Raw genomic sequence first — 14,147 nt, forward strand, 5'->3', positions numbered from 1 at the left:
ACTTTTGCGCTATATTGTTACGAACAGGCCCTGTTATCGCTTCTTTTTTTGATTCCGGGCCTTGCACGGCACAAACCCGACAATTCATCACCTGAAAGCGCCTTGGCACAAGACTTGAACACCAATAGCAGTACAGAAAAACCGGGGGAGGAACAGTGTTCTTCTGTCAAAATGGCATTGAATAACCTATGAAAAACCATACACTAGAGAATTTTTTACAAAATTTACTTTTGAGCAACATTGCAGATGACGAAGGACCGGAGCTTATTCCCATTATAACGGCTGATGTTGAGGATGATATAAAACTGGAGGACCTGCCTGACGAGCTGCCGCTGTTGGCAGTCCGTAACACGGTGCTTTTCCCGGGTGTGGTGCTGCCGATAACGGTGAGCCGCAAAAAGTCGGTGAAGCTGGTGCGCAAGGCCCACAACGGCGACAAGATTGTGGGTGTGGTGGCGCAGAAGAACACCAACTCCGACGATCCGTCGGCCGATGATATCTACAGCGTTGGCACCATTGCCAAAATCCTGAAGATGCTGGTGCTGCCCGATGGGAACACCACGATCATCATTCAGGGGCAGAGCCGCTTTAAAGTAGAGGAGGTTACGCAGGAAGACCCGTACCTGGCCGCGCGCGTGAGCCTGTGCGAGGAGACGCCGATGGATAAGAGCAAGAAGGAGGTGAAGGCGCTGGTGCAATCGCTGAAAGATGCGGCGGGCAAAATGCTGAAGCTGAACCCCGAGATTCCGCAGGAGGCGCAGGTGGCCCTCGATAATATCGATAGCCCAAGCTTCCTGACGCACTTCCTGTCGAGCAACCTGAACGTGGAGGTGGCGCAGAAGCAGGAGCTGCTGGAGGTGAACGATGGCAGGGAGCGCGGCACGCAGTTGCTGGAACTCATGCTGCGCGAAATACAGCTGCTCGAACTAAAGCAGGAAATCCACTCGAAAGTACATACCGACATTGACCAGCAGCAGCGGGATTATTTCCTGCGGCAGCAGATAAAAGTATTGCAGGACGAGCTGGGGCAGGAGGGGCCGGACCAGGAAATAGAGCGTTTCCGCGAGCGTGCCCTGAAAAAGAAGTGGCCGGAGCCGGTGGCGCTGCATTTCAAGAAAGAGATGGACAAGCTGGCCCGCCTGAACCCTCAGGCGGCCGAGTACCCGGTGTCGGTGAACTACCTGGAGTTTTTGCTGGATTTGCCCTGGAGCGAGTATACCAAAGACAACTTCAACCTGAAACGCACCAAAAAGATACTGGACGCAGACCATTACGGGCTGGAGAAAGTAAAGGAGCGCATTGTGGAGTACCTGGCCGTGCTCAAGCTGAAGAACGACATGAAGGCGCCGATTCTGTGCCTTTACGGACCTCCGGGCGTGGGTAAAACCTCTCTGGGCCGCTCTGTAGCCAAAGCCCTGGGCCGTAACTATGTGCGCATGTCGCTGGGTGGTGTGCGTGACGAGGCCGAAATCCGCGGCCACCGCCGCACCTATGTAGGCGCGATGCCAGGCAAAATCATCAGCCAGATAAAGAAAACAGGCTCCTCTAACCCGGTCATCATACTTGACGAAATCGATAAACTAGCCTCTGATTTCCGTGGCGACCCGGCCTCTGCCTTACTCGAGGTGCTGGACCCGGAGCAGAACCATACGTTCATGGACAATTACCTGGATGTGGAGTATGATTTGTCGAAGGTGCTTTTCATCGCCACGGCCAACTCGCTGGATACTATTCAGCCTGCCCTGCGCGACCGTATGGAGATCATCGAAATAACCGGCTACACGATGGAGGAGAAAACCGAGATAGCCAAACGCCACCTGGTGCCGAAGCAAATCGCGGATCATGGCCTGGAGGAAAACGACGTGAAGCTGCCGCGGGCAACAATCCAGAAAGTAATTGACGACTACACCCGCGAGTCGGGCGTGCGTAACCTGGAGCGAAAGATCGGCCAATTGGTGCGGAACACGGCCAAGCAGAAGGCGATGGAGGAGGAATTTGCCGGCTCCATCAAGCCGGAGGATGTGGTGAAGATTCTTGGCTCTGAGATATTCGACAAGGAGATTTACCAGGACATCGATACAGCCGGTGTGGTGACAGGCCTGGCCTGGACTTCGGTGGGCGGTGATATCCTGTTCATCGAAAGTATACTGAGTCGCGGCAAGGGCAAACTGACGCTATCAGGCCAATTGGGTGATGTGATGAAGGAATCAGCCATGACGGCAATTTCTTACCTCAAAGCACACGCCGAGCTATTGGACATTGATTACCGCCTGTTCGACCAGTACGACCTGCACATTCACTTCCCGGAAGGCGCAGTGCCGAAAGACGGTCCTTCGGCCGGTATCGCTATTTTCACGTCGATTGCCTCTGTGTTCACGCAGCGCAAGGTGAAGTCGCGGTTGGCGATGACGGGTGAGATTACGTTGCGCGGTAAGGTGTTGCCAGTGGGCGGCATCAAAGAGAAAATTCTGGCGGCCAAGCGCGCCGGTATCACCGATATCATACTTTGCCAGAAAAATAAAAAGGACATCAACGAAATTCCGGCGCATTACATCAAAGGTCTCAACATCCATTACGTTGACCGTGTGGACGACGTGGTGAAGATCGCGCTGCTGAAGGAGCGGGTAAAGTATCCGCTAAACCTGACGGTGCGGGAGGAGAAAGCTGACGCAGAGAAGTAGTTTCGAATAACTGAATTTTGAATGAGTGGTTGATTGAATGAGCGAATTTCACCCAATCCTGTCATCTCGACGATAGGAGAGATCTTTTCAGAATTCCAGATAGATTTCTCACTATCGTTCGAAATGACAAAAGTGGTTGAGCAAGTATAAAATAGCCTATTCATGCAGTCACTCATTCGCCCATTCATAGATAATCGCCCGTGCAACGAGCCAAACTCCTTACGCTTCTGCTTTTAACGCTGGCACTGCAAGCGCAGGCGCAGATCGGGGGGCAGCGTGGGTTTTCATTTCTGGAACTGCCGAACAGCGCGAAACTGGCGGCCTTGGGCGGAATAAATGTTACGGCGGGCGCGCACGATATAAGTATGATTTCAGCGAACCCGGCCTTGCTGAACAAGGAGATGGACAGGCAGTTGAGTTTGAGCTATATCGGTTACCTGGCTGATATCAAACAAAGCAGTTTGGCCTACGGTTTTAGTAGCGAGAAGTGTGGCCGCTGGGCGGCAAGTATAAATTACCTGAACTACGGTGATTTTGTACAACGCGACCCGACAGGTATGGAGCAAGGCACCTTTAACGTGAACGACTATACTTTGTCGCTGTCGCATGCGCGGGAGGTGGAGGCGTTTACGATAGGCGCAACGGCAAAAGTGGCTGTGTCAAGTATAGCGGGTAACAAGGCGGTTGGTGTATTGGCAGATGCGGGAGCTGTATTTAAGCATCCGGAAAAGGATTTTACAGTGGGATTGGCGTTTAAGAATGTAGGTTACCAGGTGAAGGCTTATGATGGGGGAGAGCGGCAGCAAATGCCTTGGGATGCGCAACTGGGCATCACATACAAGCCAGAGCACATGCCCGTGCGGCTGTCGCTCACGGCACACCGCCTTTACCAGTTCGACATAGTGTACCTCGACCCAAACGCACCGGGGCAGCTGGATGAGAATGGAAACGAGGTGAAGGAAGAGAAAAAGCTGGGGGATAAGATTGCCCGCCACTTTGTGGTAGGAACCGAGTTTATAGTCAGTAAGAATTTTCAGGTGCGGGCCGGATATAACCACTTGCGCCGCAAAGAGCTGCGGCTCGATACAAAAGCAGGAGGAGCGGGCTTCTCGTTGGGAGCCATGCTGCGGGTGCGGAACTTTGAGTTGAACTATGGCAGCGCCTTTTTTCACCCATCGGGCGCTACGCACTACGTTACCGTCGGCACCAACACCAGCACGCTCCTCAAAAAGAAAAGAAGTTCCTAAACTACCGGCAATTGCGCGAACACGTAGCAATAGCCGGAAGAAGATGTTTAAATTTAAAAAAAGACATGGCAAATAAGATTGTATCATTAACACCAGCCCAGATTGTGGCGGAGCTGGATAAATATATCATTGGGCAGAAAGACGCTAAACGCAACGTGGCCATCGCGCTTCGTAACCGCTGGCGCCGCATGAATGCCGAAGAAAGTATAAAAGGCGATATCGTGCCGAACAACATTCTGATGATCGGTGCAACAGGTGTGGGTAAAACAGAGATTGCCCGCCGCTTAGCCAAAATTGCCGATGCGCCTTTTACCAAGGTAGAGGCCTCTAAATTTACCGAGGTAGGCTACGTGGGCCGCGACGTGGAAAGCATGGTGCGCGACCTGGTGGAGCAGTCGGTGAACATGGTGAAGACGCGCATGAAGGAGGAGGTGAAGCAGAAAGCGGCCGAGATGGTGGAAGACATCATACTGGACGCGCTCATTCCGCCGATCCAGGGCCGCACACACAGCCCCGTTTCCACGTCTGCTGATCCGAATGTGATGCCCGACAACGACTATGAACTGAATGAGCGTACGCGCGAGAAGTTCCGCGAAAAGATCCGAAACGGCGATCTGGAAGACCGCAAAATCGAGATTCGCGTGTCGCAAAGCTCTATGCCGGGTATGGGCGTGATGGGGCCAGGTATGGACGAGGCTTCCATGATGAACATCCAGGAGATGATCAGCGGCATGATGCCGAAAAAGACCAAAAAACGCAAAGTAACCATTGCCGAGGCACGTAAGATTTTACTCGAGGAAGAGGCATCCAAGCTGATCGACATGGATGAAGTGAAGGAGGAGGCGATCTTTAAGGCTGAGAACTCCGGCGTGATCTTTATTGATGAGATTGACAAGGTAGCCAGCGCCAGCAACAAGGGCGGTGGCGGTCCGGATGTGAGCCGTGAGGGCGTGCAGCGCGACCTGCTTCCGATTGTAGAGGGTTCCACGGTGAACACCAAGTATGGCATTATTAACACCGACCATATTCTGTTTATCGCCGCCGGTGCGTTTCACGTGGCCAAGCCGTCTGATTTGATCCCAGAATTGCAGGGCCGCTTCCCAATTCGCGTGGAGCTGAACAGCCTGACCAAAGACGACTTCTACCAGATCCTGAAATTCCCGAAGAACGCCCTTACGAAACAGTACGAGGCGTTACTAGCTTCGGAGGACGTGGAACTGACTTTTAATGACGAAGCTTTGGATGAAATTGCCTCCATCGCCTTTGAGGTGAACACAGAGGTAGAGAATATCGGAGCTCGCCGCCTGCACACAGTAATGAGCCGCCTGCTCAACGACATCCTGTTCGACGTGCCGGACAAGATCGGAGCCAACGCGCACATCGTAGTAGACCGCGCCATGGTACAGGAGAAGCTGTCCGGTATGGTGAAAAACCGTGATCTGAGTCAGTATATACTTTAGGAATGATGAATTATAAATTCTGAATTATGAAGTAACATCCTGGCGCGGGAGTCTATCCCGTGACTGTGGGTGTGCGCGAGTATCCAGAATCGCTGTTTAATTCAAAGCTGGTGTTTCTGCTGTGGCAGGAGCACCAGCTCTTTTTATTTAAATCAGGTTTTGATTATTATAGACATCATTATGAATGAAAGTCCAAAACATGTCTACTCCGCGATAGTTGCTGCAGCAGTTCTGCTTTCGATATTTACTGCCGTTCTAGCTTATATCATTACAGTTGAAGCGTCTTATTCATCAGATTGGAAAGAGACCAGAAACTTTAATCTTACTGTTGATACCTGCGATGAAGCAAAAAGTAAAGCAGAGAATGACTTTGAAAGAGGTTTGGTGCGCATGTATTTTAGTAGTGGAGTCTTAGAAGAACATCAAAATGGTTTTCCTTACAACTTCTATAACCGTCTAGAAAGTGAATATAATATAGAAGTCATATACACTGGAGATGTTGGTAATTCTCTACATAAATGTTACAATCTTATGATGGATGACCTGCTTGATGAAAAGTTAGGAAAACATACAATCGAAGACTTGTTCAATAAGTTAAGGGACGAGGAGTATGTACAATGAAGCATCTACCTAAGCACTCTATTCGTACCTCTAATTCATAATTCTTAATTCATCATTCCTAATTGTGAGCGAAGTGAACCTCTACATCATCACCGGATCCAGCAAGGGCATAGGCAAAGCCATTGCGGAAGAACTGCTGAAAGACGAGAACAACCAGGTCGTGGGCGTGTCGCGTACGTGCAGCATCAAGCACCCGAATTACCGTCACCAACCTATGGACTTCTCGGATGTGGAGGCCGTGGAACATAATCTTCAGAAGATATTCCTGCCGTACCCGGAGGCCACGAAGTTGGTGCTGATTAACAATGCCGGTGTGGTTGGCGATATTGGCTATGTGGGCGAGAAGATGCCGAACGAGCGCTTTGAGTTTGTGTTTGATGTGAACGTGATCGTACCTGCCATGCTGATGAACTCCTTTTTAGAAGTATACCAGCAGCACGCGGCGCAAAAAGTGGTGGTGAACATCAGCTCCGGCGCTGGCAAGTATCCGGTAGATGGCTGGGCCAGTTACTGCGCCTCCAAGGCCGCTATCGACATGCTTTCGCAAACGGTGCAGTTGGAGCAGGACAAGCGCGGAACTGGCGTGAAAATTTATGCGCTGTCGCCGGGGGTAGTAGATACACCCATGCAGGGGCAGATAAGGGCGAGTGATGTGAGCAAGTTCAGCACGGTGGAGAAATTTAGGCAGTACAAAGAAAATAATGAATTAGCCGCACCAGAAGAAGTTGGCAGGAAAGTAGCACACTTCCTGCAAAACACGGACAAGTATACCGAAGTAATCGTGTCGGTGCGGGATATGTAAATGCGTATTTGTCTTAGATCATTATACAAGAGCTTTGCCCAAGGGTAAGGCTTTTTTTATGGCTGGGCAGTTGTTTTGGGGTTAAGCCATTGATTAACAAAGGTGCAGGGATAAATGAATTTGAAATATATGTTGCTAAATTGTTATACATATGCTAAATTACTATATGTAAGTGTTTAATCACTTTAGCTGCACCTGAATGAAACACCCCATCTGCCCCCGCTGCGATGCGCAGGAAATAGTTAAAAGCGGTATCGTGAATGAGAGACAGCGCTATCGCTGCAAAAAATGCAGTTACTATTTCTCCGTCAACAAGATCGGAAAGAACATCGACAGCTACTACGTTACCAAAGCATTGCAACTCTACATCGAGGGAATCAGCTACCGCGAGATAGAACGCATCCTCGGCGTCAGCCATGTATCCGTCATGAACTGGGTCCGCAAGTATAAAATCAAGGCTCCGGAGCAAACCGAATATCACCCCACCTACAAAATCTTCAACCACGCTGAGCTGGTAGATTACCTCAAAAACGGCGGCAACCTGAAAGGCGCTGGCATGATGATCACTGAGCTGGGCGACAAGTACATGATGATCAAATGGAAGCGGTTTAAAGAGTAGCGCTACAGATTAGTCACTCTCAACGCCCAAGTACAACCGCTACCAAGTAAGTATGGCTTTTGAAACCAGTGGAGGTTGCAAACCCGGCATCATAGACAGGCACAAGCCTGAAGACTTGCGCTAGCTGGGCAGTTAGGCCAGAACCCGGGAAAAATCGCTTCTGGCCGCTTTCTCTTCGCTATACTTTCATTTGCTATATAAAATTAGCATAAAAGTACATTCACCACCACCTTTCTCACAGCAATTCCCTAAAATAGGTGAAAGATTCAGGGCATATCGTCCGCTAGTACTAACCTGCAAACTCCTGAACACCAATGAAAAAACTGTTGCTAAGTGTAGTGGCCGGGCTTGGGCTTTGCTGCTTTGGGGGAGGCGCTCTGGCGCAAGGGTCTACGCTGTATGGTCCTGGACTGAAGGTGCCCCTGAACGAGGACGGTTCAAAGTATGTGCGCGTCATACTATGGAACCAGGTGTGGGTGCGCTACAACGAAAACAACACGGGCTCACTCCGTAATGGTGAGCCCGAGGACGGCACCTTTGATGTAGGTCTGCGCCGCTCGCGGGTGCTGTTTTACTCCCAGATCTCTCCCCGCTTCCTGATCGTGACGCACTTTGGTATTAACAACCAGAATGCGGTGAGCGGGGGGCTTTCGGCTATAGACGGTAAGAAGCCGCAGCTCTTCATGCACGATGCGTATGTGGACTATAAGGTATTTGGCAATCAGTTGCACCTGGGCGCCGGCTTGCATTACTGGAACGGCATCTCGCGCATGTCCAATGCCAGCACACTGAACTTTTTGGCAATCGATGCGCCCATCTTTAATTGGCCTACCATCGAAACCACCGACCAGTTTGCGCGCATGTTTGGTGTTTTTGCGAAAGGCAAGCTTGGTAAGCTCGATTACCGGGTGGCGGTGAACGACCCGTTTCTGACAAACACGGCAGAGGCCATCTCTACTACAGCCAACTACAATCCCCGAAACAATAAAAAAGTATACCAGGGCTACTTCAACTACCAGTTCCTGGACCAGGAGTCAAACCTGCTGCCTTACATGGTGGGCACCTACTTGGGCACCAAAAACGTGTTCAACATCGGGGCGGGCTTCTTGCACAACAGCGATGCCATGTGGCGCGAAGAGCCGCTGGGATTTGGCGGTAGCAGGGCTGTGGAAGAGGATATGAGCCTGTTTAGCGTGGATGCCTTTCTGGACAAACCGCTGAATACAGAAACAGGTTCTGCTATCACAGCCTACGCTGTTTACTATAACTACGACTTTGGCAGAAACCATGTGAGCAGCATTGGCCTCCTTAACCCTGCCAACGGCGGGGGCGCCCTGCGGGGTAATGCCGTGCCAACAATCGGCACAGGCAGCATCTACTACGGACAGGCTGGTTTCCTGCTGCCAACGGATACCTTCGGCGAGGAGGCAAGGCTGCAGCCCTATGCCGCCTTTAGCTACGGCAAGTTCGATGCCCTGAGGGACGGTAGCGGCGACAGGGTGGCAGCAAAAGTGCTGGATGTAGGGGCCAATCTTTATATAGAAGCACACCACGCAAAGCTCACGCTGAACTACCGCAACCGCCCGGACTTCACCAGCATCAACAACCTGAAGTATAGGCCAGAGATTACGTTGCAGGCTATGATCTACTTATAAAATCCACTCATTTAAACATCTAACCTTATCACCAATGGAAAATAACAAAGGAAGAATGCAGGAGTACTGGAAGCGCAACGTGCGCATTCTCTTTATACTGCTTGCGCTTTGGTTCATCGTGTCCTTTGTATTCGGGATACTGCTGGTCGACGAACTCAACGCCATCCGGCTGGGCGGTTACAAGCTTGGGTTCTGGTTTGCCCAACAAGGCTCCATTTATAGTTTTGTCATCATCATCTTTGTTTATGTATGGCTGATGAACAAGCTGGACAGAGAGTTTGATGTGCACGAAGACTAATCAACTTAACTTACCTCAAAGACAACATATATGGGAATCCTAACCTGGACTTACATCATAGTGGGCCTTACATTTGCCCTTTACATCGGCATCGCCATCTGGTCGCGAGCCGGTTCTACCAAAGAGTTTTATGTGGCCGGCGGGGGCGTAAGTCCGCTGGCAAACGGTATGGCCACCGCCGCCGACTGGATGAGTGCGGCCTCCTTTATTTCCATGGCCGGCCTGATCTCGTTTATGGGCTACGACGGCTCTGTTTACCTGATGGGATGGACAGGTGGCTACGTGCTGCTGGCCCTGCTGCTGGCGCCGTACCTGCGCAAGTTCGGTAAGTTTACCGTTCCTGATTTTGTGGGCGACCGCTACTACTCCAGAACAGCGCGCTTGGTGGCCGTTATCTGCGCCATCTTTATCTCCTTTACCTATGTGGCCGGGCAGATGCGCGGTGTGGGCATCGTGTTTTCGCGTTTCCTGGAAGTGGAGATAGAGACAGGGGTGATCATCGGCATGGTGATCGTGCTTTTCTATGCCGTGCTTGGCGGTATGAAAGGCATCACCTATACACAGGTGGCGCAGTTCTGCGTGCTGATTTTCGCTTACATGGTACCGGCTGTGTTTATTTCCATTATGCTCACCGGTAACCCGATTCCGCAGCTGGGCCTGGGGAGCGAGCTGAACGACGGAACCTACCTGCTCGATAAGCTGGATGGCATGCTCACGGAACTAGGCTTCGCGGCCTACACCGACGGCAGCAAAGCTACCATCGACGTGTTCTTTATCACAGCGGCCCTGATGGTAGGCACGGCAGGTTTGCCACACGTAATTGTGCGTTTCTTCACTGTGCCGAAAGTAAAAGATGCCCGTATGTCGGCAGGTTATGCGCTGGTGTTTATCGCTATACTTTATACTACGGCTCCGGCGGTAGGTGCCTTCGGTATGTACAACATGCTGAACACCACCAGTAACCAACCTATCGCTTCTATGCCGCAATGGGTGGGCAACTGGGGCAAGACAGGCCTAATTACGGTGACGGACAAGAATGCTGACGGCATCATCCAGTACGTGAAGAACGCGGACCAGAACGAGCTTGCCATCGATAAGGACATTATGGTGCTGGCCAATCCGGAGATTGCCCGCCTGCCTAACTGGGTTATTGCCCTGGTGGCTGCCGGTGGTCTGGCAGCTGCGCTTTCCACGGCGGCTGGTCTGTTGCTGGTTATCTCTACCTCCATTTCGCACGACTTGCTCAAGAACTCGTTCATGCCGGGCATATCAGAGAAAAGCGAGCTGATAGCGGCGCGTATAGCAGCTACGGCAGCTGTTGTAGTGGCCGGTTACTTCGGTATTTACCCGCCGGGATTTGTGGCCGAGGTTGTGGCCTTTGCCTTCGGTCTGGCGGCGGCCTCTTTCTTCCCGGTCATTATCATGGGTATCTTCTCGAAAACCATGAATAAGCAGGGCGCTATCTGGGGTATGGTAACAGGCCTCGCCTTTACGCTGGCGTATATTTCCTACTTCAAGTTCGTTAATCCTGCCGCCAATGTGCCTGAAAACTGGTGGTTCAATATATCGCCGGAAGGCATTGGAACCCTTGGCATGGTGCTGAATTTTATTGTATCTTTTTTGATATCAAAAATGACACCTCCGCCGCCGGCGCATGTTCAGGACCTGGTGGAGGATATCAGAATTCCGCGTGGAGCAGTCGCATCAACGGGGGCACATTAAGCGTTCTTTATATCATTAAATAGCAGACCCCACTCCCGGTCTTCCACAACGGAGGCAGGGGTGGGGTCGCTAATTGAATCAGACTTATACTTAACCGACTCATGCGCGACCGTGTAAAAGGCAGGCGACTTTTCTTCATCAGCATCCTGTTCCTGGTGCTGTTGAATTTCCCGGTGCTCTCCATCTTTAACAAAGGTGGTGTGGTGGCGGGGGTGCCTGTTTTATACTTGTACATGATGCTGGTGTGGCTGGCTTGTATCGTGGCCATCGGCCTGTTTGTGGAGCGGAAGCAGATTCGTAAACCGAAAGGCAAAGTATGAATTACTGGCTCGTCATCGGTGTGTCGTTTCTGTACCTGGCTTTGCTGTTCGGCCTGGCTTACTGGGCAGAGCGCCGTTCGGTGGCAGGTAAAAGTTTTGTCAGCAACCCCTACGTCTACGCGCTGTCGATGGCCGTGTACTGCACCGCCTGGACCTACTATGGCAGTGTAGGGCGCGCAGCCACCACCGGCTTGCAGTACCTGGCTATTTATGTGGGCCCCACCCTGATGGCGCCGCTTTGGTGGGTGGTACTGCGCAAAATCATCCGCATCTGCAAAGTGCAGCGCATCACCACACTGGCCGATTTCATTTCCTCGCGCTACGGTAAAAGCATTACGCTGGGCAGCATTGTAACTATTATCTGCGTGCTGGGCGTGATACCCTATATCTCCATACAGCTAAAAGCCATCACCAGCAGCCTTAGCATGCTCACGAACAGGGCAGGCGAGGTAGAAGCATTCCCGGATACATCGTTTTTTATTGCGATTGGGCTGGCACTGTTTACCATTGTGTATGGCACGCGGCATATCGAGGCCACCGAGCGCCACGAAGGTATGGTAACGGCTATTGCATTCGAGTCGGTGCTGAAGCTGGTGGTGTTTATCGTAGCCGGTGTGTTTGTGACCTATGTTGTTTTCAACGGGTTTGATGATGTGATGGCGCAGGCGCAGCAGCTGCCGAATTTCCAGCAACTGATGACGTTCAGCAACGAGAGCGGCTTTGCAGAGTGGTTCTGGATAGTGTTTTTATCGATGCTGGCCATCCTTTTCCTGCCGCGCCAGTTTCAGGTGGCGGTGGTGGAGAACGTGGACGAGCAACACCTGAACAAGGCCATGTGGCTGTTTCCGCTATACTTGTTTGCCATCAATATTTTCGTGCTGCCCATTGCACTAGGAGGCAACATCCTATTTGCCCCCGGTACCTACGATGCTGATATGTTTGTGCTGGCCATTCCGCTGAGTCAGGGGCAAAGTCTGCTGGCGCTGCTGGTATACTTAGGCGGTTACTCGGCGGCCACCAGCATGGTAATCGTGGCCACCATCGCTTTAAGTGTGATGATGAGCAACAACCTGGTGATGCCGCTCATGATCAACACACCCTACTTCAAAACCAGCAACCAGGACCGCCTCACGCGCATCCTGCTCTACAGCCGCCGCCTCTGCATTCTGGTGGTGCTGCTGCTGGCTTATTTATATTACAAAGGCGTAGCCGAATACTACTCGCTCGTAGAGGTGGGGCTGGTGTCGTTTGCGGCGGTGGCGCAGTTTGCCCCGGCCGTGATAGGTGGTATCTTCTGGAAGGAAGGCACCAAAGGAGGTGCCCTGGCAGGCATTGTGGTGGGCGCCATCCTGTGGTTTTATACCTTGGTGATACCCTCTATTGTGGGGGTGGGCATGCTGCCGCCAAGCGTGATGACGCAGGGGCCGTTTGGCATCGAGCTGCTGAAGCCGTTTGCCCTTTTTGGCCTGCAGGGGATGGACTATATCTCACACGCCATGTTCTGGACCATGTTCCTGAACGCCGGCTTCTACGTGGGCGTATCCTTGCTAAGTCGGCAAACCTCGCAGGAGCGGAACCAGGCGGAGGTGTTTATGGATATTTTCCGCTACTCCACCGTGTATGAGTCGTCCATCGTCTGGAAGGGCACGGCGTACATACCTGATATCAAATCGCTGCTGGTGAATTTTCTTGGAGAGAAACGTACCGAAACGGCTCTTAAAACTTACCAGCGCAAGTACCCGGCTCCGGAGGATGAAAGTGGTAAAGCCGACCCGAAACTGGTTACTTATGCCGAAAAGCTGCTGTCGGGCGTGATCGGGACATCGTCGGCGCGCATTATGGTGGCCTCGGTGGTGAAGGAGGAGGAGATAAGTATAGACGAAGTGCTGAACATCCTGCGGGAGTCGCAGCAGCTCATCAGCATCAACAACGAGCTGCGGCGAAAATCGCTGGAGCTGCGGCGGGCAACCGAGCAGCTGCGCAGCGCCAACGAGCGCCTGAAGCAGCTGGACGAGCTGAAGGATGAGTTCCTGTCGACGGTAACGCACGAACTGCGCACGCCGCTCACTTCTATCCGGGCACTTTCCGAAATCCTGTACGACAACTCTGACATGGACCGCGAGGACCAGGAGCACTTCCTGCACACCATCGTGAAGGAGTCGGAGCGACTGACGCGCCTGATTACTCAGGTGCTGGACCTGGAGCGCTTTGAGAGCGGCCGCCAGAAACTGAACATGGAGCCAGTGCAGTTAAAGGAGCTTGTGCAGGAATCAGTGGAAGCGCTGGAGCAGCTGATACAGGAGAAAGGCATTGAGCTGATTGTGGATGTGCAGCACAGTTTGCCAGGTATAAACGCCGACCGCGACCGCCTGATACAGGTGCTGGTCAACCTCATCTCCAACGCCATCAAGTTCTGCAATCCGGAGCAGGGCAAGATTATCGTGTCGTGCTACTTTATCGATGGGGACGTAAAAGTGAATGTGGTGGACAACGGCAAAGGCATAGACCCTGAGAGCCAGCAGCAGATCTTCGACAAGTTTTACCAGGCCAAGCACCAGAACATCCGCAAGCCAGAGGGCAGCGGACTGGGGCTGGCCATCAGCAAAAAAATAATTGAGTCGCACCAGGGGCGGCTGTGGCTGGAGAGTAAGCCGGGTAAAGGAGCAAAGTTCTCCTTTACGCTGCCTGTAAAGGTAACAGCCGCCGCTGCTAAAGTATAAAC

11 protein-coding genes are annotated in these 14,147 nt (G+C 52.0%); all 11 read left to right on the forward strand.

Annotated elements, in window-relative coordinates; all coding sequences use genetic code 11:
* Positions 1–188 precede the first annotated feature (188 nt).
* The 11 genes from lon (at position 189) to A0W33_RS12205 (ending at position 14,145) form a co-directional block, all read left to right on the forward strand.
* On the forward strand, positions 189–2,681 hold the full coding sequence (lon, locus tag A0W33_RS12155; RefSeq protein WP_068838387.1) for an endopeptidase La: 2,493 nt from the start codon (positions 189–191) through the stop codon (positions 2,679–2,681).
* Between the two features lie 200 nt (positions 2,682–2,881).
* Entirely contained in the window at positions 2,882–3,928 is a 1,047-nt protein-coding gene (porQ, locus tag A0W33_RS12160) for a type IX secretion system protein PorQ (protein WP_068838388.1), read from the forward strand.
* Positions 3,929–3,993: 65 nt separating this feature from the next.
* Complete coding sequence (gene hslU / locus A0W33_RS12165; RefSeq protein WP_068838389.1) at positions 3,994–5,388, forward strand: ATP-dependent protease ATPase subunit HslU; 1,395 nt, start codon at positions 3,994–3,996, stop codon at positions 5,386–5,388.
* 180 nt (positions 5,389–5,568) lie between these two features.
* On the forward strand, positions 5,569–6,009 hold the full coding sequence (locus tag A0W33_RS12170; RefSeq protein ID WP_139237173.1) for a hypothetical protein: 441 nt from the start codon (positions 5,569–5,571) through the stop codon (positions 6,007–6,009).
* A 64-nt stretch (positions 6,010–6,073) separates the two neighbouring features.
* Positions 6,074–6,811, forward strand: coding sequence for an SDR family NAD(P)-dependent oxidoreductase (locus A0W33_RS12175; RefSeq protein WP_229802170.1), 738 nt, complete (start codon positions 6,074–6,076; stop codon positions 6,809–6,811).
* A gap of 199 nt (positions 6,812–7,010) precedes the next feature.
* Entirely contained in the window at positions 7,011–7,430 is a 420-nt protein-coding gene (locus A0W33_RS12180; RefSeq protein WP_068838391.1) for an IS1/IS1595 family N-terminal zinc-binding domain-containing protein, read from the forward strand.
* Between the two features lie 314 nt (positions 7,431–7,744).
* A complete protein-coding gene (locus A0W33_RS12185) occupies positions 7,745–9,085 on the forward strand; it encodes a hypothetical protein (RefSeq protein WP_068838392.1) in 1,341 nt (446 codons plus the stop codon).
* Between the two features lie 34 nt (positions 9,086–9,119).
* Positions 9,120–9,383, forward strand: a complete 264-nt coding sequence (locus A0W33_RS12190; protein WP_068838393.1) for a DUF4212 domain-containing protein — start codon at positions 9,120–9,122, stop codon at positions 9,381–9,383.
* 30 nt (positions 9,384–9,413) lie between these two features.
* Positions 9,414–11,105, forward strand: a complete 1,692-nt coding sequence (locus A0W33_RS12195; RefSeq protein ID WP_068838394.1) for a sodium:solute symporter family protein — start codon at positions 9,414–9,416, stop codon at positions 11,103–11,105.
* Between the two features lie 101 nt (positions 11,106–11,206).
* Positions 11,207–11,425, forward strand: a complete 219-nt coding sequence (locus A0W33_RS12200; protein ID WP_068838395.1) for a hypothetical protein — start codon at positions 11,207–11,209, stop codon at positions 11,423–11,425.
* Positions 11,422–14,145, forward strand: a complete 2,724-nt coding sequence (locus A0W33_RS12205; protein ID WP_068838396.1) for an ATP-binding protein — start codon at positions 11,422–11,424, stop codon at positions 14,143–14,145. Before A0W33_RS12200 ends, A0W33_RS12205 begins: the two co-directional genes overlap by 4 nt.
* Positions 14,146–14,147: the final 2 nt, after the last annotated feature.

Source organism: Pontibacter akesuensis (genome assembly GCF_001611675.1).
GTDB lineage: Bacteria > Bacteroidota > Bacteroidia > Cytophagales > Hymenobacteraceae > Pontibacter > Pontibacter akesuensis.